20 protein-coding genes are annotated in these 26,227 nt (G+C 37.8%); all 20 read left to right on the forward strand.

From position 1 onward, the window contains the following. Window positions 1-50: 50 nt before the first annotated feature. The 20 genes from ACHCNF_RS01905 to ACHCNF_RS02000 all read left to right on the forward strand — a co-directional run bounded on the left by ACHCNF_RS01905 (window position 51) and on the right by ACHCNF_RS02000 (window position 26,218). Window positions 51-1,220: a DUF4349 domain-containing protein gene (locus ACHCNF_RS01905; protein WP_408071113.1), complete on the forward strand. Its 1,170-nt coding sequence runs from the start codon at window positions 51-53 to the stop codon at window positions 1,218-1,220. A gap of 192 nt (window positions 1,221-1,412) precedes the next feature. Then, a complete protein-coding gene (locus ACHCNF_RS01910; protein ID WP_408071114.1) occupies window positions 1,413-3,413 on the forward strand; it encodes an ATP-binding protein in 2,001 nt (666 codons plus the stop codon). A gap of 16 nt (window positions 3,414-3,429) precedes the next feature. Further along, the gene (locus ACHCNF_RS01915; RefSeq protein ID WP_408071115.1) at window positions 3,430-4,506 is read left to right on the forward strand and encodes a response regulator; all 1,077 of its coding nucleotides are present in this window, start codon (window positions 3,430-3,432) and stop codon (window positions 4,504-4,506) included. A gap of 15 nt (window positions 4,507-4,521) precedes the next feature. Further along, window positions 4,522-5,265, forward strand: a complete 744-nt coding sequence (locus tag ACHCNF_RS01920) for a response regulator (protein WP_408071116.1) — start codon at window positions 4,522-4,524, stop codon at window positions 5,263-5,265. Window positions 5,266-5,378: 113 nt separating this feature from the next. Then, on the forward strand, window positions 5,379-6,164 hold the full coding sequence (locus tag ACHCNF_RS01925; protein ID WP_408071117.1) for a DUF6033 family protein: 786 nt from the start codon (window positions 5,379-5,381) through the stop codon (window positions 6,162-6,164). Window positions 6,165-6,176: 12 nt separating this feature from the next. Then, entirely contained in the window at window positions 6,177-6,524 is a 348-nt protein-coding gene (locus ACHCNF_RS01930; protein WP_408071118.1) for a DUF1292 domain-containing protein, read from the forward strand. A 134-nt stretch (window positions 6,525-6,658) separates the two neighbouring features. Beyond that, window positions 6,659-8,620 carry a hypothetical protein gene (locus ACHCNF_RS01935; protein ID WP_408071119.1) on the forward strand — a complete coding sequence of 654 codons (1,962 nt, stop codon included), beginning with the start codon at window positions 6,659-6,661 and terminating at the stop codon, window positions 8,618-8,620. A gap of 7 nt (window positions 8,621-8,627) precedes the next feature. Next, the gene (locus ACHCNF_RS01940) at window positions 8,628-9,248 is read left to right on the forward strand and encodes a DUF5662 family protein (RefSeq protein ID WP_408071120.1); all 621 of its coding nucleotides are present in this window, start codon (window positions 8,628-8,630) and stop codon (window positions 9,246-9,248) included. Next, complete coding sequence (gene pepT, locus ACHCNF_RS01945) at window positions 9,245-10,516, forward strand: peptidase T (protein WP_408071121.1); 1,272 nt, start codon at window positions 9,245-9,247, stop codon at window positions 10,514-10,516. The genes ACHCNF_RS01940 and pepT overlap by 4 nt, the downstream gene beginning before the upstream one ends. Further along, window positions 10,513-11,970, forward strand: coding sequence for a tRNA (N6-isopentenyl adenosine(37)-C2)-methylthiotransferase MiaB (gene miaB / locus ACHCNF_RS01950; protein WP_408071122.1), 1,458 nt, complete (start codon window positions 10,513-10,515; stop codon window positions 11,968-11,970). The genes pepT and miaB overlap by 4 nt, the downstream gene beginning before the upstream one ends. A gap of 49 nt (window positions 11,971-12,019) precedes the next feature. Further along, window positions 12,020-14,662, forward strand: coding sequence for a DNA mismatch repair protein MutS (gene mutS / locus ACHCNF_RS01955; RefSeq protein ID WP_408072174.1), 2,643 nt, complete (start codon window positions 12,020-12,022; stop codon window positions 14,660-14,662). A 9-nt stretch (window positions 14,663-14,671) separates the two neighbouring features. Continuing rightward, entirely contained in the window at window positions 14,672-16,753 is a 2,082-nt protein-coding gene (mutL, locus tag ACHCNF_RS01960) for a DNA mismatch repair endonuclease MutL (protein ID WP_408071123.1), read from the forward strand. Window positions 16,754-16,767: 14 nt separating this feature from the next. Further along, on the forward strand, window positions 16,768-17,727 hold the full coding sequence (gene miaA, locus ACHCNF_RS01965; RefSeq protein WP_408071124.1) for a tRNA (adenosine(37)-N6)-dimethylallyltransferase MiaA: 960 nt from the start codon (window positions 16,768-16,770) through the stop codon (window positions 17,725-17,727). Then, window positions 17,709-19,010, forward strand: coding sequence for a methionine gamma-lyase family protein (locus tag ACHCNF_RS01970; RefSeq protein ID WP_408071125.1), 1,302 nt, complete (start codon window positions 17,709-17,711; stop codon window positions 19,008-19,010). Before miaA ends, ACHCNF_RS01970 begins: the two co-directional genes overlap by 19 nt. A 97-nt stretch (window positions 19,011-19,107) precedes the next feature. Beyond that, window positions 19,108-19,824: a RadC family protein gene (radC, locus tag ACHCNF_RS01975; RefSeq protein ID WP_408071126.1), complete on the forward strand. Its 717-nt coding sequence runs from the start codon at window positions 19,108-19,110 to the stop codon at window positions 19,822-19,824. A gap of 14 nt (window positions 19,825-19,838) precedes the next feature. Further along, on the forward strand, window positions 19,839-20,846 hold the full coding sequence (mreB, locus tag ACHCNF_RS01980; protein ID WP_408071127.1) for a rod shape-determining protein MreB: 1,008 nt from the start codon (window positions 19,839-19,841) through the stop codon (window positions 20,844-20,846). Next, complete coding sequence (gene mreC, locus ACHCNF_RS01985) at window positions 20,847-21,713, forward strand: rod shape-determining protein MreC (protein ID WP_408071128.1); 867 nt, start codon at window positions 20,847-20,849, stop codon at window positions 21,711-21,713. A 6-nt stretch (window positions 21,714-21,719) separates the two neighbouring features. Further along, the gene (mreD, locus tag ACHCNF_RS01990) at window positions 21,720-22,238 is read left to right on the forward strand and encodes a rod shape-determining protein MreD (protein WP_408071129.1); all 519 of its coding nucleotides are present in this window, start codon (window positions 21,720-21,722) and stop codon (window positions 22,236-22,238) included. Further along, the gene (locus ACHCNF_RS01995; RefSeq protein ID WP_408071130.1) at window positions 22,231-25,095 is read left to right on the forward strand and encodes a penicillin-binding transpeptidase domain-containing protein; all 2,865 of its coding nucleotides are present in this window, start codon (window positions 22,231-22,233) and stop codon (window positions 25,093-25,095) included. The genes mreD and ACHCNF_RS01995 overlap by 8 nt, the downstream gene beginning before the upstream one ends. Further along, window positions 25,085-26,218: an FtsW/RodA/SpoVE family cell cycle protein gene (locus ACHCNF_RS02000; protein WP_408071131.1), complete on the forward strand. Its 1,134-nt coding sequence runs from the start codon at window positions 25,085-25,087 to the stop codon at window positions 26,216-26,218. Before ACHCNF_RS01995 ends, ACHCNF_RS02000 begins: the two co-directional genes overlap by 11 nt. Window positions 26,219-26,227: the final 9 nt, after the last annotated feature.

Here is a 26,227-nt window from a genome sequence, read left to right on the forward strand (position 1 = left end):
TCTGCAAATAATAAGAAATTTACAGAAAATACTATAAATGGAGGGTAACTATGAAAAAGAAATATTTAAAGGGAATAAGGCTGCTTACCGGCACTCTTGTTTATTTAATGGTGGTGACGGGATGCGGCTCTTCAGACGGTTCCTATAGTGCTTCAAAGAGTGTTGCAAATGAAAGCTTTGCTGCAGAGGAGGCTGCCGGAGAAAGCGGACTATACGATGCTGCATATGATGAGGCCTACGAAGATGCAGAAACTCCGGAAGGCTCGCAGGCAGAAGAGGTTACAGAAAGTAATTCAGCCGCAAAACAAAAGCGTAAGCTCATTACTAATATGAGCATGAGTACCGAGACCAAGGAATTTGATAAAACTGTTGATTTTCTTCAAAAAAGAACGGAGGAACTTGGTGGATATGTTGAGAGCTTTAGAACCGAAAAAAGTTCTTATACAGACGAAAGAACAGCAAATCTTACTTTAAGAGTACCTGAAGATAAACTGTCAGGCTTTGTAACAGAGGTTGCTGAAAAGAGTAACATAACTTCTCAGGATATGAACGTAACAGATGTCACGCTTACATATGCTGACCTTGAGAGCCATAGAAATGCACTTCGTGCTGAAGAAAAGCAGCTTCTTCAGTTGATGGAACAGGCAACTACAATAGAAGATATTATGTCTATTCAGGACAAACTAACGGATGTTCGCTATCAGCTTGAATCTATGGAGTCTCAGCTTAGAACTTATGACAATCAGATTAGTTATAGCACCCTTACGGTGTCTGTAAGAGAAGTTATTGAGTATACTCCGGAGCCTGTGAAAAATCCTACATTCTGGGAAAGGGCAAGAGACGGATTCCTTGAAAATTGTGATGCTGTAGCAACGTTCTTTAAAGAACTCGCACTTCTTATAATTACACATTTACCGTCACTAGTTATATTCATTATTATCATCCTGATAATTTTTGCAGTTATAAAATTTGCAGACAAGAACAGGAAAAAGCGAATGAAAAATAATCCACCAGTGATGGGAGGCGTAAAACCTGGTACAAAGACAATGGTAACTCCTTCTGTGATTCAAAATGGTAAGCCCGGTGCTCCAACTTATGGCCCTTATTCTAATGGTGTTAATGTGCAGAATAATGCCAATAATAACGCTTTAAATACAAATAATATGGGTGATAAAAACGAAAGCGACAGTAATAACTCAGAAGACAACATTCAAAAATAAAATATAATATCTTCAAGTCAAACAGCTAATTAAAATGCCTTTGGAAATTATAAAGTCCAAGGGCATTTTTTTCTAATATTTTTTTAATAACTAATATTATTGTTATTGAATAACGCTAATGCTATGATGAAAAAAAGTAGTATAAAAGTGGGAGTATGTTGATAATTAAGCATTTTGTGGAGATGCCTTACGATGCTTAGAGAAACTCTTGAAAAATTTAGGAAAGAAGAAGATAAGTATTTCGAAATATGCGAACAGAATATAATACAAAATAACATGTCTGTTCAAAGAAAAATGTCTGTAACTCTTGTAGGCATTTATTTGGTTATGCTTATTTTGGCCAGAGCACTCCTTTCAGGGTTCCGTGTTCATAAGACGTACTACGCTTTATTTACGCTGATTGTTGTGTTTTTTGTTACTAATCAGTATTTAAAGGATAAGGTGATTACGCTTAGAATATGCCGCGTGGAGTCGGTAATTTTTTATGGGCTATTATATCTGTCACTTATAAGTATTGATGTTATTCCGTATAAAGATCAGCCGGCCGGGCTCTTTCCATTCTTTCTTATTATGTTTTCCATAATATACATAGACAGGCTGAAGCTTTATGTGATCTTTGATTTGTCACTGTCTCTTGTGTTTTGCATTGCCTGTTTTTATAGAAAGGAAAGCTTTTATTCTTCAAGGGATGTTTTTTCAATTATTTCATGTCTCTTTGTATCGGCTATTAGCACAGTTATACTTGTTAATCTACGCATAAAAGAAGCCTTAAATGCAGCAAGTCTTGAGGAACTTGGCAGTAAGGCAGCCGAGGCTGAAGCAAATGCCATAGCTGCCAATGGAGCAAAGACACAGTTTTTATCTCAGATGTCACATGAAATAAGAACTCCAATAAATGCTATATTGGGTATGAATGAGCTGATTTTAAGGGAATATGATGATCCGGAGTTAAAAAAGTATTCTCATGGGATAAAAACAGCCGGAAATACTTTGCTTTCATTAGTAAATGATGTACTGGATTTTTCAAAAATAGAAGCCGGAAAAATGGAGCTTTACAACGTCGATTACGATCTTGCAGATATGATCACCGAGCTCGTAAATATGGTTGATGAGAGAGCAAAAAACAAAGGTCTTAAGCTGAATGTAATAGTTAACAGCCAGACTCCGCATCTTTTGTATGGAGATAATGTAAGATTAAAGCAAGTAATTCTTAATATACTTACAAATGCCATAAAATACACCGAGCACGGAGAGGTTCGATTCTCGGTTGATTATCTATCGGGAGGACATCTTGATGCACAGGGGATTATTGGGCTTAAAATATCTATTGCGGATACGGGTATCGGTATACGTGAAGAGGATATGCAGAAGCTTTTTGCTCCCTTTGAGAGACTTGAGGGATCGAGAAACAGAAATGTTGAAGGCTCCGGTCTTGGAATGAGCATTGTTCAGAAATTCTTACAGCTTATGAACTCAGAGCTTCATGTTAAGAGCGAATATGGAAAAGGGTCAACATTTTCCTTTGTTGTTAATCAGAAGACAAGAAGCTGGGAACCTATCGGAGACTTCAAGGTTGCATATGACAAAATATTGCAGGATGACGGAAAATATACAGAACTTTTCAAAGCTCCCGAAGCCAGCATTCTTATAGTTGATGATAATGATATAAACCTTGTTGTTGCAAAAAATCTACTGAAGGAAACTCAAGTGAGAATAGATACTGCATCATCCGGTAAAGAAGCTCTTGAAATGACAAAAAATAAAAAATACGACATTATGCTTGTTGACCATAGAATGCCTGAAATGGATGGTATGGAATTCCTTTGGAGACTAAAAAGTGAAGATGATAATCTTAATAAGGAGACTCCAAGCATAGCGTTAACTGCAAATGCCTTTGCCGGAGCCAGGGATGTGTATCAAAAATCAGGATTTCAGGATTATCTTTCAAAGCCTATCATAGGTGATGCGCTTGAAAAAATGCTAATAAAATATTTACCGGAAAATAAGGTTAACAATAACAGTAAACATGAAAAAGTCAAAAGAAAGCCTGTGAGAATAACAAAGCAACAAATTAATAGTTCATGGGTTAATGATGGATTTTCGGATATCAGAGACATAAGGGAACAATATGCAGATGACAAAGAGCTATATGATGCTATTGGTCTTTTGATGCATAGGGCAAGCACGCGGTGAAAATGCGGAGGCTAGAGTGAACAAAAAAGCTTTGATTGTGGACGACTCCGAACTTGATAGGTTTTTCGTAAAAAAGCTACTTGGATTTCTTGGCTTGGAATCTGATGAAGCAGTAGATGGAAAAGAATGCCTGGAAGCAATGCGACTAAATGAATATGTCGTAGTTTTTATGGACTATTTGATGCCGAAAATGACAGGAGTACAGACACTTTATGAGATAAAAGAAAACGGTTTTGATAAAAACGGAACGATACCTTTAATCGCTCTTGTTTCACCAGATGATTCTGATGAGGGAAAGTTGTGTTTGGAAGCCGGTTTTACAAATTATCTGGAAAAGCCTGTGGATTTTAAACAATTAACTGCTGTTCTTATTATGTATCTTTCGGATGATGTAAGAGCAAAGCTGAAAATTTCTTCAACTGATAGAGAAGATGAATTCAGAGAGTCAGATCATTCTTTTGAAACTTCCGGAATAGATACAACGGATGAAGCTGCTCTAAACGATGAAAACGATATTATTAAAAATGTTTCAAAGGTACCTGAGATAGATTATAAGAAAGGAATATCGCTTTGCGGCTCTGAAGAAGGCTACATCACAGCCCTTGATATTTTCTTTAATTCAATAGATGTTAAGGCTGATGAAATTGAAAGATATTTTAAAAATGAGGATTTTGAGAATTATACAATCAAAGTTCACGCTCTTAAAAGTTCAGCCAATCTAATAGGTGCTGACAAGCTTTGGTCAAATGCCAGGGATCTTGAGGCAGCCGGGAATAACAACGATATCGATAAAATAAAAAATGAAACAGATGTGCTTCTTCGTGATTACAGAGCTTTTAAGGATAAGTTGTCATTCATGTCTAAGGATACTGATGAAGAGAAGGCGCCGGTTCCCGAATCAACCTTAAGTGATGCGTATGCTTCGCTTTTAGAGATTATAGATGCAATGGATTTTGATCTGGCCGACATGGTTATAAAATCCATGAAAGAATATAAGCTTCCTGAAAAGGATGCGAGCACTTTTAAGGAATTGGAGCGCCTTCTGACAGGGCTTAACTGGGAAGGTATGAAAAAGCTTATAGATGAAAGATAAGATTCGGAGAAAACTATGACTAAGAATGTTACTATCATAAGTTCAAATGAAACCTTCATGGTCAAGGGCCTTATTATGAAGTTAAAAGATGTGGGTATAGAGGCATCTTTTTCTTCCGATAAGGTAGAAGACCTCCAGAAGAATCAGGAATCTGCCAGGGTTTTCATATACTATCTTGATGAGATTATCCCGAAGTCGCTGATTTATTTAAAAGATCTTTGTCTTGAAACTCACAGACAGGTTATATTTATCAGCAATCCTCTGGAGTATGAAGAAGCCCTTACCTATTTGCCGGAATCTCATGTCCACAGCTTCTTTGAAAGGCCTCTTCAAATGGACATTTTTATTGAAACCATGGATAAATTTTTCATGGATGAAATGTTAGAAACTAATAAGAAGAGCATTCTCATAGTGGATGATGATGTTACATATATGAGAACAATAAGAGACTGGCTTAAGGATGATTACAAGGTTTCCATGGCAAATTCCGGTATACAGGCTATTACCTGGCTTGCAAAGAACAAAGCAGATCTGATACTTTTGGACTATGAGATGCCGGTTACACCCGGACCTAAGGTTTTGGAAATGTTTAAAAGTGATATGAGCATTAAGGACATACCTGTTATGTTCCTTACCGCAAAGGGAGATAAGGCAAGCATAGTAAGGGTACTTGCTCTTAAGCCGGCTGACTACATTTTAAAAACGGTAGATAGAAATTCACTTCATCTAAAGATAGATAATTATTTCAGAATGAAATAGTAAGTGCCTTACTATAAAGTATTATGATAATCTGTCCGATAAAAATATTGGAGTAGTATATCTATTTAAGTGACAAGGATGTCATGGATTCTATAAACAAAGGAGGGTTTCATATGACTATGGTAAATGGCCTTGGTTCCGGTATAGCGAACCAGTTAAGTGCTTATCAGCCGAAAAAACACGACGCAGAGAAAATTACTAACACAAAAAAAGCGGAAGCTCCTATAAATATGCAGAAAAACAAGGGTGTATCCGAGAGTCATATCCAGGAAGGACTTGAGTTATCTGAAGGCGCAAAAAAACTTTTGGATGAACTTAAAGAAAAGTATGGCAATATGGACTTTTTTGTGTCAAACTATTCTTCAGATGAAGAAGCTCAGGATATTTTGTCGAGAGGTACCAAGGAATACAGTGTTTTGATTGACCCTGATACTCTTGAGAAAATGGCTGCCGATGAAGAGACGAAAAATAAGTACATGGGCATAATCGACGAGTCAACCGGGAAGCTTGATGAGATGAAGGAACAGCTCCAGGAATCAGGTCAGGAAGTTGAGTCCATCGGAATTAAAATCGACGCTGAAGGAACTGTACAATTTTTCGCAAAAATCAGAGAGCAGAACGAAAAGTATCAGAAGCAGGTTGCAGCTGATAAAGAAGCTGCTAAGGCAGAGGAAACGAAAGCCCAGAAGCGTAAAGAGCGGGACGAAGCTATGGATAAACTCCGTGAAGGATATGGGACAAACCCTTACGGGAAGAAAGAAGCTGCATATGAAAAGTCCACAACTGTTTACGCTGATTCGGTAGAAGAGTTACTTGAAAAAATTAAAAATGTAGACTGGAGTCAGATTGAAGCAACACCTGTAAAGGAACATGGTCAGAAGATTGACTTTACAGTCTAAGTGGAGGTGCACATGATCTTTTCAGAGATCGCTACAGAAATGAATACAAAGATTCAGAACGATGAGCAGATTACTGTTGATATTGAGCTTGATGATGGCAAAAATGTCACATGCGCGGTTCTGATCGTATTAACAGTTAACAACAAGGATTATATAGTTTTACTTCCGCTCGATGAGCATGGGCAGAACAATGATGGCAATGTTTGGTTCTATGAATTTATTCAGAAATCCAAGGAAGATGAACCGACACTGGGCTACATTGAGGATGACGATGAATATGAGGCGGTTGCAGATGCTTTTGATGAGTATCTTGACGACGTCGAATTCGATGAGCTTATCGATGCCGAGCCTGAGGACTGAAAAGATCATAAAAAGAGATTGTATTATTATACGAGGCAGTATGGAAAAAATCCATGCTGCCTTATGTTTTTGACTAAAAAAACGATTATTTGTGGTATAATACTATGTCGTATATTTAGAAAAAAGGAAGAATAATGAATAATAATCTGAGATTGGCATTCTCCCGGCCCTATCCAATGGGAGTCAAAAGAACATCTGATGGAATCCGTGTTTGCGCTACATTTGCTACCAGGAAGAACTGCGGAATTGTTCTCTATAAGAAAAATGACCGAAATGGTACTCTTGTCACTTTTTCGGATGATTTCCGTTATGGTAAGGTGTTTTGTGCTATTATATGCGGCGAAACCGATGAATTCATTAACTATATGCTCTATGAAGATGGCAATTTATTTGCTGATCCTTATACGACCTATGTTGAGGGACTTGAAAAGTGGGGCAAAAATGTAAAGGATGAGAATATTTTATGCCGAATTGATGAATCAGATTATGATTGGGGCTTTGATAAGCATCCGCGTACCAAATATGAGAATTCATTTGTATACACACTTCATGTAAGAGGATATACCAAAAGTCCTACAAGTGGTATAGAACTAAAAAAACGTGGTACTTACAAAGGGCTTATAGAAAAAATAGCCTATATAAAAAGTCTCGGAGTTACAGCTGTTGAGCTTATGCCGGCTTACGAGATGAACGTTCTTGACATACCAAAAAACGGTGCCGGTGCAAATGTTGGAAATATGCCCGAGGGTTCGTTTTTACATTCCAGTGGAACAAGTGGCAAGGTTATATACAGTGAAAACGGTTCTATAAAAAATGGCAATTCAGTTAGACAGAAGATTAATTTCTGGGGCTTTAAAGAGGGCTTTTACTTTGCTCCAAGAACAGCTTTTGCCATGGATGCTCAAAACGCTGACCTTGAATTTAAGGACATGGTAAAGGAAATGCATAAAAACGGCATCGAAGTAATTATGCAGTTTTATTTTAATGAGGATGCCAAAGAGGATCTTGTTTGTGCTGCTGTAAGACACTGGGTATTTAATTATCATATTGACGGTGTTCATGTGAAGGGGAGTTACCTTGCACCCGGAATGATTGCAGCTGATCCTGCTCTTTCTGATATAAAGATATGGTATTACGGCTTTGACTATGGAAGAATATACTCAGGTAAAAAACCGGAGATTAGAAATCTTGCTGAATTTAAACCTGATTTCATGTACGCATCCAGAAGATTTCTGAAAGGAGATGACAACTCCCTTGGCGATTTTATAAAAGTGATGCTTGAAAATTCCGAGTATTCAGGGAATATTAATTACCTGTGTGATTATGAAGGATTTCGTCTTGCAGATCTTGTTTCTTATGAGCATAAGAGAAATGAAACTAATGGTGAGAATAACTCCGATGGTACTGACAATAATCTTAGCTGGAACTGTGGCATCGAAGGTAAGACCAGAAAAACTGCTATTTTGAATCTCAGAGCAAAGCAAATAAGGAATGCTCTTACGATGCTGATGTTTTCACAAGGAACACCTATGATTTTTGGCGGAGACGAATTTGGTAATTCACAGGAAGGTAATAACAACCCGTATTGCCAGGATAATGCAACCGGATGGATTGATTGGAGTCAGGCTGAAAAGGGCTTTAATCCTGAAACCGCAGCATATCTTAGATTCCTGACTGAATTAAGATTTAAATATAAGATTCTTCATGAATCCAAGGCATTTAAGCTTATGGATTACAAAGCTTGCGGCTATCCGGATCTCTCTTATCACGGCATTGAAGCATGGCGCCCGGATCTTTCAAATTACAGCCACAGTATTGGTATGCTGTACTGTGGACTATATGAAAAAGAGGAAAAAGAGCAGGATTTCTTTTATATAGCCTACAACATGCACTGGAATCCTGTTGCATTTGCACTTCCTAAGCTTCCAGAGGGTATGAAATGGCAGCTCTTGAATGATACAGAACATCCCTCAGATAATTTTAGAACAAGTACTGTCAAGGATCAGACAAAAATAGTTTGCAGCGAAAGATCTGTAAAGATATTGATTAGTGCCGGAAAACCAATAAAAAAGAATATTAAAAAGACAGCAAAGTGATACAGATATGGGAAATAATGACAAAATAACGCTTAAGAGTACCTTGCTTCATTTTATGACCATAACGAAGCATAGACATCTTGTAAGAAAACATTGCTTTAAAATGGGACTTTATTATCAGGGGCTTACCCACGACCTGTCAAAATATTCGCCATCTGAGTTTTGGAATGGAGCCAGATATTATCAGGGTACACGTTCTCCAAATACAAGGGAGCGAGAACTTTTTGGTTATTCCAGAACATGGCTTCATCATAAGGGACGAAACAAGCATCATTTTGAGTATTGGATTGATTTTTATAAAATTAATGGTCATGAAAATAATGGCATTGTTCCGTGTCCCATGCCGGATAGATATGTTGCGGAAATGATTGCTGACAGAGTTGCGGCCTGCATGACGTACAGAGGCGATGAGTACGATTCATGGGATTCTCAGAAATACTATGAACGCGAAAAGCATATTCTGAAAAATTTTGTTCATCCGGATACTTTGAATAAGCTTGAGTTTTTCCTGAATATGCTTGGTGAGCAGGGGGAATCAGCAACATTTAAATATATAAAAGAAATCTTTCTTACGGGCAAGGATAAAGGCCGTTGGAAGAGAGAATTGGAGGAACGTGAAAAACAATGATTAGAAGTGAAGAGATAAAGAATAAACCTGAGGACTTAATAGAAAGATTTATAAGATATACAAAAATAGACACTCAGTCCAACGAGCATACAAATACAAGTCCATCAACTCCGGGACAACATGATCTTGCGAAGCTTTTATATAAAGAGCTTACAGAAATCGGTGCTTCTGATGTGTTCTATGATCAGGAGCATTGCTATGTATATGCTACAATTCCTTCAAATAATGATAATACTAAAAAAACACCCGTAATCGGTTTTATTTCGCATATGGATACTTCAGATGCGGTTAGCGGGAAAGATGTTAAGGCTCGAATTGTAGAGAATTATGACGGAGCTGATATTAAGCTCTCTGATGACGGAAAATATATTCTGTCTCCCAAGGATTTCCCTGTGCTTAAAGAGAAAATCGGAGAAGATTTGATTGTAACAGATGGATCAACTTTGCTTGGAGCAGATGATAAGGCCGGTGTGGCAGAAATTATGACCATGGCAGAGACTCTTTTGAAGAATCCCGAAATAAAGCATGGCGAAATAAAGATTGCCTTCACCCCTGATGAGGAAATTGGTGAAGGTACAGATCATTTTGACCTCGAAAGATTTGGTGCTGATTTCGCATATACTGTTGACGGCGGGGACCTTGGAACGCTTGAATATGAGAATTTTAATGCTGCTGAGGTTGAGCTTATCATCAATGGAAGAAGTGTTCATCCAGGTGATGCCAAAAACAGAATGTTAAATGCTACTCTTATAGCATATGAATTCCAGTCAATGCTTCCTGTTGAGCAGAATCCAATGTATACAGAGGGAAGAGAAGGATTTTTCCATCTTACAATGATGAAGGGAACCTGTGAAAAAGCTGTAGTTTATTACATTGTACGCGATCATGACATGGATAAATTCAATGTTAAAAAGGAAATAGTAAGGAGTATTGTGGAATTCCTTAACAAAAAATATGGTGAAGGTACGGTTGAGCTCACTATGGAGGATTCATATTACAATATGATAGAAAAAATCCGTCCACATATGCACCTTGTTGATAATGCCAAGAAGGTTATGGAAGAGCTGGGAATTACAGCTATTGATGTTCCGATAAGAGGCGGCACCGATGGAGCTATGCTTTCTTATAAAGGACTTCCCTGCCCGAACCTTTGCACAGGTGGTTATAACTACCATGGACGCTACGAATTTGCTGTTATAAATGAAATGAAGAAAACCGTAGACATTATTCTTGGTATTTGCGGTATTTATGGAGATTTTGAGATTTGAGTAAAGATTTAATAAAAAACAATTCACTTTTACATGATGTTCCTGAAGAGAGTGCCGGTGAAGAGACAATTCGTCAGTTTGACTTCATGGAAAAAGTTAAAAAACACGTAAGTAACCTCGAAAATGAGCTCGGAAGAAAGCCCACAGCATGTGTTGTAACCTTTGGATGCCAGATGAATGCAAGAGACTCCGAAAAGCTTCTTGGTGTGCTTACAAAGGTTGGCTTTGAGGAAGTTGAAACAGAAGATGCCGATTTTGTAATTTATAACACCTGTACTGTGCGAGATAATGCAGATCAGCGCGTATTTGGAAGACTCGGCTATGTTGGTGGAATAAAAAAGAAAAAGCCCTGGATGAGAGTGGCGCTTTGCGGCTGTATGATGCAGGAACAGGGTGTTATTGAGAAAATTCAGAAGAGTTACAGACATGTGGATCTTATTTTTGGAACACATAATATCTTTAAATTTGCAGAGCTTTTAAACACAATGTTTGAGTCTGACAGAATGATCATCGATATTTGGAAGGACACAGACAAGATTGTAGAGGATCTTCCAATTGTACGTAAGTATAAATTCAAGTCAGGCATAAATATTATGTTTGGCTGCAACAACTTCTGTACTTACTGTATTGTTCCATATGTTCGCGGACGTGAAAGATCAAGAAGTCCCAGGGATATTATTCGTGAAATAGAATATCTTGCTGGGGACGGAGTTAAGGAAATAATGCTTCTTGGACAAAATGTCAACTCCTATGGTAAAGGACTTCCTGAAAATGAGAAGCTTAGCTTTGCAGAGCTTTTATCTGAAGTATGTAAGGTAGAAGGAATAGAGAGAGTTCGCTTCATGACCTCACATCCTAAGGATTTATCAGATGACCTGATTAAGGTTATAGCTGAAAATGAGAAGGTTGCAAGGCATATTCACCTTCCTCTGCAATCCGGATCCGATGAAATACTGAAGAAGATGAATCGTCATTACACAAAGGAAAGCTATTTAGCCCTTGTTGATAAAATAAAAGCTGCTATTCCTGATGTATCAATAACTACGGATATCATAGTCGGATTCCCCGGAGAGACAGATACAGATGTTGATGACACAATAGATGTAGTAAAGAAAGCAGCTTTTGATAATGCCTTTACATTTATTTATTCAAAACGTACCGGAACCCCTGCTGCCGGATGGGAACAGGTTCCGGAATCCGTTAGCAAGCCCAATTTTGACAGACTTCTCAAGGTTGTGCAGGACACAGCAAAAGAGAGAGCTTCAAGATTTACCGGACAGACACAAAGAGTTCTTGTAGAAGAAATAAATGAGCATGATTCATCTCTTGTTACCGGACGTATGTCAAATAATACACTTGTGCATTTCCCGGGAGATGCTTCTCTCATAGGAGAATTTGTTGATGTTCATCTTGATGAATGTCACGGCTTTTATTATACCGGCTCGATGATTTGATAATTTTTAGGAGAAAGTTTTGGAGATACAGTTAGATAAGCTTAGTCCCATGATGCAAAATTACATGAAGACTAAGGAGGAGTATAAAGATTGCATATTATTTTACCGACTTGGGGACTTCTATGAAATGTTCTTTGACGATGCTAAGGTTGCGTCAAAAGAACTTGAGCTGACACTTACAGGTAAGGCTTGCGGATTGGAAGAAAGAGCTCCTATGTGTGGTGTTCCGCATCATGCTGTTGAGAGCTATTTAAGCAAGCTTGTAAACAGAGGCTATAAAGTAGCTGTATGCGAGCAGCTTGAGGATCCAAGAGAAGCAAAGGGGATTGTTAAAAGAGATGTTACTCGTGTAGTTACTCCGGGAACAAATCTTAACATGCAGGCACTGGATGAGACAAAAAACAATTATCTCATGTGTGTGTTTTATTCTGATGATAAAAGCGGTATATCCTTTGCAGATGTTACTACCGGTGATTTTTATCTGACAGAGGTTGAGCAGCTCAAGGATATTATTGATGAAATACAGAAATTTCAGCCTTCTGAACTTATATGTAATGATGCTTTCTTACTTAGTGGTGTAGACATTGAGCTTCTTAAGGACAGAAATAATATAGTTATAAATCCTTTGGATCCTAGGTATTTTGATGAAGATTCAAATAAGCAGATTCTAATGAAGCACTTTAAGGTTGGTACACTTGCAGGTCTTGGTATTACTGATTTTCCAAGCGGAGTACTTGCTGCGGGCGCAACATTAAAATATCTGACTGAGCTTCAAAAGGATGAGCTCTCAAATATTATTCATATATACCCATACATAAATAGCAAATATATGCTTCTTGATTCTTCGACGAGAAGAAATCTTGAACTTATTGAGACTATGCGAGATAAGCAAAAACGCGGTACATTGCTTTGGGTTCTTGACAAGACAAAGACTGCAATGGGAGCACGAATGCTTAGGAGCTTTGTTGAGCAACCCCTTATTGAAGTTGATGATATTCTTCAAAGACAGACTGCGGTTGAAGCTCTAAAGAAAAATGCCATGGCAAGGGATGAGATAAGAGAATATCTTGGCCCCATTTACGATATGGAAAGACTCATGGCCAAAATCAATTATCATACCGCAAATCCGAGAGACCTTTTGGCCTTTCGCAATTCCTTAAAGATGCTGCCTGCAATCAAAATAGTTCTTGAGGACCTTAGAGATGTGGTTTCACTTGATAATGTATATAACCAGATTGACTCTCTTCAGGACATTTATGAGCTTATTGATAAGGCAATTATGGAGGAACCTCCTCTTGCAATAAAGGAAGGCGGAATCATTAAGGATGGCTTTGACAACGATATTGATCATTTCAGAGAAGCCAGCAGTAATGGCAAGCAGTGGCTTTCAGATCTTGAAACAAAAGAGAGGGAAAAGCTTGAGATTAAAAATCTGAGGATCAAGTATAGCAATGTTTTTGGTTACTCTTTTGAGGTAACTAATTCCTTTAAGGACAAGGTACCTGATTACTTTATAAGAAAACAGACACTTACAAATTGTGAGAGATATACAACTCCTGAATTAAAAGAGCTCGAAGATACTATTCTAAATGCTCAGGATAAGCTTAATAATCTTGAATATGAGATGTTTTGCAAGATAAGAGATTCGATTTCGATGGAAATTGAGAGAATTCAGGAAACAGCTAAGGGTGTTGCACTTCTGGATGTATTCTGTTCGCTGGCTTATGTGGCTGAACGAAACCATTATATTAAGCCGACTCTTACAGACAAGGGAACATTGAAGATTACCGGTGGCCGTCATCCTGTCATTGAGCAAATGCTGGATAGGACAGATATGTTCATATCAAATGATACATTTCTGGATGATAAAAAGCATGCTGTGGCAATTATTACAGGTCCCAACATGGCAGGTAAATCAACCTTTATGAGACAGACTGCCCTTATTGTTCTTATGGCTCAGATCGGAAGCTTTGTTCCTGCAGATTCAGCGACAATAGGTGTTGTTGACAGGATATTTACCAGAGTTGGTGCTTCTGATGATCTTGGAAGCGGACAAAGTACCTTTATGGTTGAGATGAATGAGGTCGCAAATATTTTAAGAAATGCAACTTCAAAATCGCTACTTATACTTGATGAGATTGGGCGCGGAACATCAACCTATGACGGACTTTCAATAGCATGGGCTGTTATTGAGCATATAAGTAACAGAAAACTTTTAGGTGCAAGGACACTGTTTGCCACACATTACCATGAGCTCACAGAGCTTGAAGGTAAGATAGATAATGTAAATAACTATTGCATTGCTGTAAAAGAAAAAGGCGATGACATTGTATTCCTACACAAGATTATAAAGGGTGGTGCTGATAAGAGCTATGGTATTCAGGTTGCCAGACTTGCAGGAATACCGGATATGGTAATAGACAGGGCAAAGGCTATTGCCGAAGAATTATCCGATAATGATATTACAGAAAAAGTTCAGGGGATAACGGTCAATCAAAATTCCGGTAAAAAATCGACAGTTAAACATTATGACACTGTTGACCTTTCTCAGATGTCACTGTTTGACACAGTTAAAGATGAGGATATTTTGAGAGACTTAGAGGAGATCGATATTTCAAATCTTACGCCTATGGATGCCTTAAATACTTTGTATAAGCTGCAGAATCAGCTTAAAAACAGATGGAAAGGTTAAAAATTTACGATGGCAAAAATATTCGAACTGGATCAAAATACCATAGACCAGATAGCAGCAGGGGAAGTTGTTGAAAGGCCTTCAAGTGTTGTCAAGGAGCTTGTAGAGAATGCAATTGATTCCGGTGCTACCTCTATCACTGTAGAAATACAAAATGGTGGAACATCGCTGATAAGAGTTACTGATAATGGAAGCGGCATTGAAAAATCCCAGATACGAAATGCCTTTAAGCGCCATGCTACAAGTAAACTTATGAGTATTGATGACATTTACAGGCTAAAGTCACTGGGATTTCGAGGCGAAGCTTTGTCGAGTATTTCTGCTGTTTCACAGACTGAGCTGATAACCAAGACAACTGAAGATCTGACCGGAATAAGATATTGTATAAACGGTGGCAAAGAAGAGTCATTTGAAGAAATCGGGTCTCCATCCGGTACAACTATTATTGTAAGAGATTTATTTTATAATACTCCTGCCAGAAAGAAGTTTTTGAAAACACCTCAGACAGAAGGTTCATATGTTGGCGATATTATGGAACATATGGCTATGGATAACCCTTCTGTGTCATTTCATTTTATTAACAATAAGGATGACAAATTTATAACATCCGGAAACGGAGACCTGAAGGAGCTTATTTACAGGATATACGGCAGAGATGTTGCAACATGTCTTGTCCCTATTTCAGCTACAGAGGGTGAGTATACTATTGAAGGATATCTGGGTGAACCTGCATTAAACAGATCCAACAGAAATTTTGAGGTCTTTTTTGTCAATGGAAGATACATAAAGGATAAGATCATCTCTAAAGCTTTGGAAGAGGGCTACAAAGAATATCTTATGCAACATAAGTTCCCATTCTGCGTAGTACATATACGAATGAATACAGAGCTTGTTGATGTAAATGTCCATCCCTCCAAGATGGAAGTGAGATTTAGCAATCAGCCTGCTGTATATGAATTCATACGAAAAAATGTAGCCAAAGCACTTCATGACCATGAGATGATTCCTGAAGTTTTGAGAAATGAAAAGGAAGACCGTGCATATAATAAACAAAAATTGATACAAAATGCTGTGATCTCCAATTCACAAAGTTTAAATAAAAACACAGAAATATCAAATGAAAATGAAAATATTTCTAAGCCTCAAAACCTTAATGGAAATCCAAGGTCGCAGTCTTCAGAAGAAAAAGTTGTAGAGACACCTCGTAATACATCTGTAAACTATGCTATTCCAGAACCTTTTGAGCAGAGTAGACTAACAGAGGAAAAAAAGCTAAAAGAATCAGAACCTGTTTTTGCTGAAGGTATATCACCTGAGCCGGTAGTCATAGAGGATAATATGAAATCTGCGGTATGGACAAGGGTATTTGGAGATCATACTCCTCCAAAATCAGATGAGGATTCTAAAGCCGCCGGTCCTATAATAAAGAGCTCCGATGCAGTTATTGTCGAAAAAGGCCTTCAGCTTAATCTGTTTGAAGACAAAATGCTCTCAAAAGACAATCGTGATGAGTATGATATATTAGGACAGATTTTTGATACATACTGGATTATAGGTTTTAAGGATAAAATGTTTATTGTCGACCAGCATGCAGCCCATGAGAAGGTAAATTATGAGAGGATGATAAAGCGATATGAGAGTAAGGAAACTGTTTCACAGCTTATCCAGCCTCCTATAATTGTCTCCCTTACGTCACAGGAGATAAATGTTTTCGAGAAGTATCATCAGGCTTTTGAGAAGCTTGGCTTTAATATAGAACCCTTTGGACAGAATGATTATGCGATAAGGGAAGTTCCTGTTGACCTCTATGGCTGTGAAAATGAAAAAGAAATGTTTACAGAAATTCTGGATGAACTGGCAAACGATACAAATCTCGACAGGACACCGGATGTTATAAATTATAAGATTGCAGGAATGGCATGTAAGGCTTCAGTTAAAGGCAACATGAAAATGTCCAGGATGGAGATGGAAAAGCTGATAGATGAACTTTTGACACTGGATAATCCTTATAACTGTCCGCATGGAAGACCTACAATTATTTCAATGAGTAAATATGAAATTGAGAAGAAATTCAAAAGAGTGGTTGACTGATTTTTTATAAAAATATGGATAAAATTGTAATTCTTACCGGTCCGACAGCAGTCGGCAAGACAAAAATCTCAATAGAGCTTGCAAAAGCACTTAACGGTGAGATCATATCGGCTGATTCCATGCAGGTTTATAAAGATATGAATATAGGCACTGACAAGATAAAAACGGAAGCGATGCAGGGAATAAAGCATCACCTCATAGATTTTCTTGACCCGGAAACAGACTTTAATGTATTCGAATTCAAGAGATTGGCAAAGGAAGCTATATCAGATATTAACTCAAGAGGTAAGCTTCCGATAATTGTCGGGGGAACCGGTTTTTATATACAGTCTGTTCTATATGACATTGACTTTTCAAATGGTTATGATGATGACTTGTTATCTGATTATAAAAAAGAGCTTACTTCAATATCTGAAGAACCAGGCGGAATTCATAAGCTTCATGAGATGCTAAGAGAAGTTGACCCTGAATATGCTAATGAAGTTCATGAAAATAATGTAAAGAGAGTTATTCGTGCTCTTAGCTTTTATAAGGAAACCGGCTCAAAACTCTCAGAACATAATAATGATCAGAGACAAAAAAGCTCACCATATGAATATTTTTATTTTGTTCTCACTGATGAAAGAAATATTCTGTATGAAAGAATAGAAAAGCGGATAGACAAAATGATGGAAGAGGGACTTCTTGAAGAAGTTAGGGAACTGAAGAGCAGAAACATCGACAGATCAGCTACTTCCATGCAAGCACTTGGATACAGAGAGATTATTTCATATCTGGATGGAGAAATATCGCTTGACAGAGCGGTTGAGCTTATAAAAAGAAATACAAGGCATTTTGCAAAAAGACAGCTCACGTGGTTTAAACGTGAAAAAGATGTGATCTGGGTTGACAAATCCAAGTTTCAGCGTGATGATGTTAAAATTGCAAATGATTTAATTAAAAGGATAAATGATAAATGGGAAATAATGAATTAAAGGCCATATATAAAAGTATGGGCATTTCTGAAGCCGTATATGATTTTTGTGACAAAATCTGGGAAGATTTAAAGCCCAGATTTGAAAAGATAAAAGAAATTTCTGATTATAATCAGGCAAAAGTTTTAAAGGCAATGCAGGATAATAAAGTTTCAGAGGCTTGTCTTCTTGGAACTACAGGTTATGGATATAACGATATAGGAAGGGATAAACTTGAAGCTGTCTATGCTTCAATTTTTCATACAGAAGATGCTCTTGTAAGGCCTCAAATAACCTGTGGAACTCACGCTCTGGCACTTGCTCTTATGAGTAATCTTCGCCCCGGAGATGAACTAATGTCTCCTGTAGGAAAACCATATGATACTCTTGAAGAAGTCATTGGAATAAGACCTTCAAAGGGTTCACTTGCAGAGTACGGTGTATCCTACAAACAGGTTGATCTTTTACCGGATGGCTCTTTTGATTTTGAAGGTATCAGAAAGGCAATCAGTGAAAAGACAAAGCTTGTAACCATCCAGCGTAGCAAAGGATATCAGACAAGACCTACTCTTTCTGTAGAAAGAATAGGAGAAGTGATAAAATTCATCAAGGATATTAAGCCTGATGTAATATGCATGGTTGATAACTGCTATGGTGAATTTGTTCAGACTATTGAGCCAACAGATGTAGGTGCAGACATGGTTGTTGGATCGCTTATTAAAAATCCGGGCGGTGGTCTTGCTCCTATAGGCGGATACATTGCAGGAAAAAAGGAATGTGTTGAAAACGCTGCATACAGGCTTACGTCACCGGGCCTTGGAAAGGAAGTTGGTGCTTCTCTTGGAATACTCCCGCAGTTTTATCAGGGACTGTTCCTTGCGCCAAATGTTACAGCCAATGCTTTAATGGGTGCTATTTTTGCAGCAAATATTTATGAAAAGCTGGGCTTTTCGGTTCTTCCAAACGGCCGGGAGGAGCGCTATGATATAATTCAGGCAATTACCTTTAATGATCCGGACTTACTTGTATCATTCTGTGAAGGCATTCAGGCAGCTGCTCCAGTAGATTCATATGTAACTCCTGAACCCTGGGATATGCCCGGGTATGACTCACAGGTAATAATGGCAGCGGGAGCATTTGTTTCCGGAAGTTCTATTGAACTTTCTGCAGATGGTCCTCTTCGCGAGCCCTATTCGGTTTTCTTCCAGGGAGGATTGACCTGGCAGCATGTTAAGTACGGAATAATGAAGACCTTATCTGTTATGTATAATAAAGGACTTGTTAAATGTACTGACTTGCCGTAACGCTAAATTATGGTATAATCATTGGAGGTTTGAATTTTTTTACTGTTCAAACGTTTTATTTTCTCTATTATGTCCCGAAGAAGCATAAAATGAGAAGATGAATAACAAAATAATATTAAAAAACATGCAAAAAGAAGATGGCAGTTACAAAGATATTCTGCCATATGAAAGGTTCATGAAGCTTGGAGCCGGTTCACTTACTGATGCTGAGCTTCTAGCTATTATAATCAGGACCGGAACTTCCGGTAAGACACCTACGGAGATTGGGAATTCTATACTTGGTCTCTGCAGCAGATTTGGAAAAGGCATATCAGGTATCAGATATCTATCTCTTGATGATATGCTTTCAGTAAAAGGTATAGGTGAGGTAAAAGCTATAAAACTGATGTGCATCGCTGAGCTTTCTGACAGGATTGCAAGAAGCAGGGCATCACAACGTCTTGAATTCAATCAACCCTATACTGTTGCTGATTATTACATGGAAAAAATGTGTAATTATCAAAGAGAACATTCCGTGCTTGTGTGTCTTAATAATCAAGGGCAGCTTATTTGTGAATATGAGATATCAGTAGGAACTGTCAAATCAGCTCCACTTTCACCGAGAGAGATTTTTATTCATGCGGTTAAAAACAGTGCAGTTAAGATTATTATATTGCACAATCATCCGGGAGGAGATCCAACCCCTTCATACGCGGATATCAATCTCACAGAACAAATAAGAGATGCCGGCAATTTACTTGATATAAAGCTGATTGATCATATTATAATCGGCGATCATAGATATTATAGTTTTAAAGAAAATAATATTTTGTAATTAGGAGGCTAATTTTGGGCAACAATACTTTTGGTATCGATCTTGGAACAAGCAATATCAAAATCTACAACAAGGCAACAGATACAGTTACTGTTGAGAAGAATCTAATCGCAGTTGAGAATAAAACTACTTTACTTGCTTATGGTAATTCTGCATACGATATGTATGAGAAGGCACCCAGCAACATTAAGATTTCTTATCCTCTTAGCAATGGTGTTATAGCTGATATTGAGCATATGAAATCTCTTGTTAAGCTTTTCATAACAGATCAGATGAAGGGAGCCCTTAAGCCTGTTGATGTTTATATCGCAGTTCCTAAGGACGTAACTGAGGTAGAAAGACGTGCATTCCATGATCTTATCAGGGAATCTGGCGTTAAGGCTAAGAAAATCATGATGGTTAAGAAGCCTGTAGCTGACGGACTTGGAATGGGCGTTGATGTTATGAATTCACAGGGTGTTCTTGTAGTAAACGTGGGATATGATACAACAGAAATCTCTATTTTGTCACTTAAGGGCATTGTTATCAGTAAGCTTATAAAGGTCGGCGGCAAGAAGTTTGATGATGCTATCCGCAATGTTATACGTAAGGAGTTTTCATTGATTATAGGTGAGAAGACTTCTGAAAACATCAAGATGTCATTAAAGGATCTTGAAAAATCAGGGCAGGATGCAGTTGTTTATGGAAGAGATATCGTTACGGGCCTTCCTGTCGAGCGTTCAATTCCAACAGACCTTATAGATCAGTCGCTTATTGAGAGCTTTGACCAGATTCTTGATAACATAAAAGCAACTCTTGAGCGCACACCTCCGGAACTTGCAGCAGATATATTCAAACACGGATTATATCTGACAGGTGGAGCTTCACAGGTATGTCATCTCGCACAGAGGCTGTCCAACGGTGTAGGTCTCAATGTTAATTTAGCAGAGGATCCGATCAGTTCAGTTGCACTTGGTCTTGGAAAAATCATCAAGGATGATCAGTATAAGGCACTTGCTTACTCAGTTGAAGAGGATGTATAAATGAGTCCTATCATTAAAAGAGGGGGAGATAAATTTACACTTCCAAGTAAATATCTCCTCTTTATTTTAACAATTTTATGTGTGGGGCTTATTGCTATAACTTTTAACACAAGCGTTTTTAATGGCTCTGTGAATACATTCGCAGGAACAGCAGTTGTTCCTTTTCAGAAAGGAATAACAACCGTCGGCGTATGGATGAAAGGGGTTGCTGATAATCTTGCAAGTATCAGAGCTTTGCAAAAGGAAAACGATGAGCTTCGTACGCAGGTTGAACAGCTTACGATTGATAACACCAATCTTGAACAGGACAAGTATGAGCTGACAAAGCTTAGGGAACTATATGAGCTTGATGCTCAATATTCTGATTATAAGAAGATTGGTGCCAGGATTATCGCTAAGGATGCAGGCAACTGGTATCATTCTTTCGTTATAGACAAGGGCTCAGATGAAGGGCTCGAAGTTGATATGAATGTTATAGCCGGTGGAGGACTTGTAGGCAGAATAACAGATGTAGGACCTGACTGGGCAAAGGTTCAGACGATTATAGCTGATAATTCTTCTGTAAGTGGAACGGTTCTCTCAGCATCAGAAAATCTTATAGCAACCGGTGACCTTGAGCTTTATAACGAAGGACAGATTGCTTTTTCGAAGCTTGTTGATGAAGCAGACAAAGTAAGTGTTGGAGATAAGGTAGTAACTTCTAATATAAGTGATAAATATCTTCCGGGTATTCTGATCGGTTACATTTCTACCATAGAAGAGGACTCCAACAATCTTACAAAGTCAGGTAGGATTACTCCTGTTGTTCAATTTGGGTACATGAATGAAGTGTTGGTCATCATGAAACTCAAAAGCAGCGGAGAATGATAAATTATGCGAAGATTTTTATTCACGTTATTGTCAATAATTATATGTTTTATATTACAGACCACTCTGTTCAGAGCTCTTGATTTTAGTGGGATTGTTCCTAATTTGATGATCATTCTCACATCCTCCTATGCTTTTATGCGAGGAGATAAAAGCGGAACACTGATTGGTCTGTTTTGCGGACTGTTGGTTGATATATTTTTCGGTACCTATATTGGATTTTATGCGCTTATCTACATGTACATGGGTTTTATTGTTGGAAAGTTCAATAAAATATTTTTTCCCGAAAACATCCTTCTTCCGCTTGGACTTATAATTTCTTCGGATTTGTTATTTGGCTTTATATGTTATGTTCTTTTATTTATGTTCAGAAACAAATTTGATATAGGGTATTACATAGTCAATGTTATTTTTCCCGAAGCTGTTTACACAGCTCTTGTAGCTGTTTTTATCTATCCTGTTCTTATCAGGATTAATACTTATCTTGAGGGAATAGAACAAAGGAGCGCTAAGAAATTTGTTTAATAAGATTAAAGAAGTCGTTATTAATTTTATAACTTCTCGTCTTGTCATGATATCTGCAATACTGATTCTTGCATCTGCTGGCCTGGTTTACAGACTTTTCTTCTTGCAGATAATCAAGGGGGAAACTTACCTTGATTCTTTTCAATTAAAGATCATGAAAGAAAAATCTATTGCTGCAGCCAGAGGTAATATCTATGACAGAAACGGAAATCTGCTTGCATATAACGAACTGTCCAATTCAGTTATGATTGAGGACGTTTATGAGTCAGGTTCAGGTAAAAACGCAGCAATTAATGAAACAATAAATAAAGTTATAGATATAGTTGAGAAGGACGGAGATGCAGTTGATACAGATTTTAATATTCAGCTTAGCAGCTCCAATAATTTTGAATTTACTGTTGAGAATACAGCTCTTTTGCGATTTCTTGCTGATATCTACGGACGTACTTCTGTTAATGATTTGAAATATGAAGAGAGATCAAAAACTGCCCAGGAAGTAATTGATGATCTTTGCACAAAATTCGGAATCGGTGATTATACAAATCCGGATGATAAGAAATCATTTACTCCGGGACTTGGATATGACAAAGACAGAATACTTCAGCTGGTTGTTATAAGATATAAGATGTATTCAAACAGTTATCAGAAATACATCAATACTACAATTGCGACGAATGTATCCGATAAAACAGTGGCAGACATAATGGAGAACTCTAATGTACTCGAGGGTGTTTCTATTGAAGAGGATACTGCGAGAGTATATGTTGATTCTGAATATTTTTCACAGATACTTGGTTATACCGGTAAGATTTCAGACAGTGAGCTTGGTGAGCTACAAAAAGAAAATCCGGAATATCGATCAAATGATACTGTCGGTAAGGCAGGTATTGAGCAATCCATGGAGTCAGTACTTCAGGGTACAAAGGGCAGAGAAACAGTATATGTTGATAATACCGGTAAGGTTATCGAGACAAGCAGCTATATAGACTCCAAGGCCGGAAATGATGTTTATCTGACCATAGATAAAGATCTCCAGGAGGCCTGCTACAATATAATTGAACAGTCACTTGCAGGAATTTTAATATCCAAGATTCAAAATATCAAATTTTTTATTCAGGGTGAAAATCAGAAGTCCTCTGACATCATGATTCCTATCTATGATGTATATTTTGCATGCTTTGATAATCACATTATTAATTTAAAGCATATGGAATCTGATGAGGCAGGACCTAATGAAAAGAATGTATATGCCAAGTATCTTAATAAAAGAGAGCAGGTAAATGAAGGTCTTCGTGCAGAATTTAACGAGAAAAACACTCCATATAATATGCTTTCAAAAGAATACCAGGTTTATATGAGTTATATCGCCCAAAAACTTTATAATAACGGCGTTATTGATTCAGAAAAGGTAGATAAAGAGGATAAGACATATATAGCCTGGACAACTGATGAAACCATATCGCTTTCAGATTATATACGATATTGTATTTCTGCCAACTGGATAGATGTTACAGTTCTTGACCTTGAAAGTCAGTATGTAGACTCGGAAGAGATATTTAAAACCATCATAGATTATATATTTAATGACATAGAGGAAGATGATGAGTTTAACAAAAAGCTTTATAAATATCTTCTTCAGGATGACATTGTAAGTGGTGATGAAGTTGGCCATATTTTGCTTGAACAGGGTGTTGTAGAGCTTCCTGAAGAGGAACTTTCAATGTGGCTTTCAGGTGCAGAATCGCCATATACATTTTTTATAAACAGAATAAGCAATCTTGATATTACTCCTGCGCAGCTGGCACTTGATCCCTGTTCAGGTTCCATGGTTGTAACAGATGTTAATAACGGTGATGTGCTTGCTCTGGTTTCATATCCCGGTTATGACAATAATAAGATGGCCAATGGAGTAGATGCTGAATACTATGCAAAGCTTAGAAGCGATCAGGCATCACCACTTATTAACTATGCCACTATGCAGAGAACTGCACCGGGATCGACATATAAGATGGTTGCTTCAACGGCAGGGCTTATGGAAGGAGTTATAGATACTTCATCCGAGATTACCTGTACTGGCGTGTTTGATAAGCTTGATAATACCAATCCTGCGCATTGTTGGATATATCCCAGATCACATGGATCACTTAATGTTACGGGAGCAATAAAAAATTCCTGTAACGCATTCTTTTTCGAAGTTGGTTACAGGCTTGGTCTTGTCGGTGAAAACTATCACTCAGATATAGGTCTTGAAAAGCTTGCTAAATACGCAGATATGTATGGCCTTAGTGAGACTACAGGCATAGAGGTTACGGAGTATGATCCGATAGTATCAGATATCGACTCAACTCGTTCTGCTATCGGTCAGGGTACAAACTCCTTTACAACTGTAGGACTTGCAAGATATGTAACAACAGTTGCCAACAGTGGAACATGTTATAATCTGACTCTGGTAAAAAAGACTTGCGATTCTGATGGTAATCTTTTGCAGGAGTATGGAGCAACTGTTAGAAATCATATCGATATGGATTCAGCATACTGGAATGCTATCCACACAGGAATGCGTCAGGTTGTTGAAGATAAACCATATTTCAATGATCTTGCGGTGAATGTAGCCGGAAAAACCGGTACTGCCGAGGAGTCAAAAAAGAGAGCCAACCATGCACTTTTTGTATGCTATGCACCTTATGAGTCACCTCAGATTGCAATTGCGACAAGAATTGCTTACGGTTATACATCAAGCTACGCTGCACAGATAACAAAAGAAGCAGTAGCATATTATTTTGGACTTAAAGAGCCTGAAGATGTTCAGAACGGAACAGCTCAGCAGCTCGAAGGTGGAGACGCTAATGCGGACTGAGACATTTTTGGAAAAATTGAAAAGCTATCGTATATTTGATTACGATTTTAAACTTGTAATAATGCTTTTGGTACTTTCAAGTATAGGTATTATGGCTGTTGGAAGTGCTGATCCAACATATAAGAGTAAGCAGATCATAGGTCTTATTCTTGGCGTATTTATGATGGTTTTTGTATCACTTATGGACTACGTCGTTATTAGCAAGTTTTATGTTTTATATTATATTTTAAATCTGTTTTTCCTTGCACTGGTATTTACACCTCTTGGAAAATCAGTTAAAGGTGCTACGCGCTGGATAAACATCGGATTCGTTTTTCAGCCCTCCGAGGCATCCAAAATTTTATTGATTTTATTTTTTTCAGCGTTCATAATGAAAAGTAAGGATAAAGTTAAGAAAATTTACTTTATATTTATCTGTCTGGGACTACTAATTCCGCCTTTGCTGATGGTGGTTATGCAGCCTGACCTTTCTACAACAATAATGCTGACGGTTATTATAAGTTGCATTCTGTTCTCAGCAGGAATTAACATGAAATTCGTTGTTACGGTTCTTGCTATATCTATTCCGACTGCATTACTTGTTATTTTTGATGCCCTTGCGGATAAAAGTATTTTATTAAGAGGCTATCAGCAGGACCGAATACTGGCCTGGCTCCATCCTGAAGATTATGCTAATACTGAAGCCTATCAGACGCTTAATTCTATGATGGCAATAGGTTCGGGACAACTTCTTGGCAAGGGTTATAATACTAATGAGATAAGTTCGGTTCTCAATGGTGGTTTCGTTTCTGAATCGCAGACAGACTTCATTTTCACAGTTGTTGGTGAAGAATTTGGCTTTATTGGCGGATGCGCTGTAATTATGCTTCTGCTTCTGATTGCTCTTGAATGTATGGTTATAGCAGGAAGAGCAAAGGATTTATTAGGGCAGTTAATAGCCACAGGTATGGGGGCCTGGATTGGCTTTCAGGGATTTCTTAATATAGGTGTTGCTACCGGCGCATTGCCTAATACCGGAATCCCGTTGCCGTTTGTAAGTGCCGGTCTTACATCCCTGGTGAGTTGCTTTACAGGAATGGGATTAGTCCTGAATGTAAGGCTGCAGGGGAAAAAATATTTTTAAAAGTTGGGG

It is taken from the genome of Butyrivibrio sp. NATIVEDY162 (genome assembly GCF_045999815.1).
Classification (GTDB): domain Bacteria; phylum Bacillota; class Clostridia; order Lachnospirales; family Lachnospiraceae; genus Butyrivibrio.

Excerpts from the sequence above, each read along its gene's own strand:
- mreC (WP_408071128.1), top strand. The coding sequence starts at position 20,847 with ATGAGTCCTATCATTAAAAGAGGGGGAGATAAATTTACACTTCCAAGT.
- radC (WP_408071126.1), top strand. The coding sequence starts at position 19,108 with ATGAATAACAAAATAATATTAAAAAACATGCAAAAAGAAGATGGCAGT.
- mreD (WP_408071129.1), top strand. The coding sequence starts at position 21,720 with ATGCGAAGATTTTTATTCACGTTATTGTCAATAATTATATGTTTTATA.
- ACHCNF_RS01910 (WP_408071114.1), top strand. The coding sequence starts at position 1,413 with ATGCTTAGAGAAACTCTTGAAAAATTTAGGAAAGAAGAAGATAAGTAT.
- ACHCNF_RS02000 (WP_408071131.1), top strand. The coding sequence starts at position 25,085 with ATGCGGACTGAGACATTTTTGGAAAAATTGAAAAGCTATCGTATATTT.
- ACHCNF_RS01920 (WP_408071116.1), top strand. The coding sequence starts at position 4,522 with ATGACTAAGAATGTTACTATCATAAGTTCAAATGAAACCTTCATGGTC.
- mutL (WP_408071123.1), top strand. The coding sequence starts at position 14,672 with ATGGCAAAAATATTCGAACTGGATCAAAATACCATAGACCAGATAGCA.
- ACHCNF_RS01930 (WP_408071118.1), top strand. The coding sequence starts at position 6,177 with ATGATCTTTTCAGAGATCGCTACAGAAATGAATACAAAGATTCAGAAC.
- miaA (WP_408071124.1), top strand. The coding sequence starts at position 16,768 with ATGGATAAAATTGTAATTCTTACCGGTCCGACAGCAGTCGGCAAGACA.
- pepT (WP_408071121.1), top strand. The coding sequence starts at position 9,245 with ATGATTAGAAGTGAAGAGATAAAGAATAAACCTGAGGACTTAATAGAA.
- mutS (WP_408072174.1), top strand. The coding sequence starts at position 12,020 with ATGATGCAAAATTACATGAAGACTAAGGAGGAGTATAAAGATTGCATA.
- ACHCNF_RS01905 (WP_408071113.1), top strand. The coding sequence starts at position 51 with ATGAAAAAGAAATATTTAAAGGGAATAAGGCTGCTTACCGGCACTCTT.
- ACHCNF_RS01935 (WP_408071119.1), top strand. The coding sequence starts at position 6,659 with ATGAATAATAATCTGAGATTGGCATTCTCCCGGCCCTATCCAATGGGA.
- ACHCNF_RS01925 (WP_408071117.1), top strand. The coding sequence starts at position 5,379 with ATGACTATGGTAAATGGCCTTGGTTCCGGTATAGCGAACCAGTTAAGT.
- ACHCNF_RS01970 (WP_408071125.1), top strand. The coding sequence starts at position 17,709 with ATGGGAAATAATGAATTAAAGGCCATATATAAAAGTATGGGCATTTCT.
- ACHCNF_RS01940 (WP_408071120.1), top strand. The coding sequence starts at position 8,628 with ATGGGAAATAATGACAAAATAACGCTTAAGAGTACCTTGCTTCATTTT.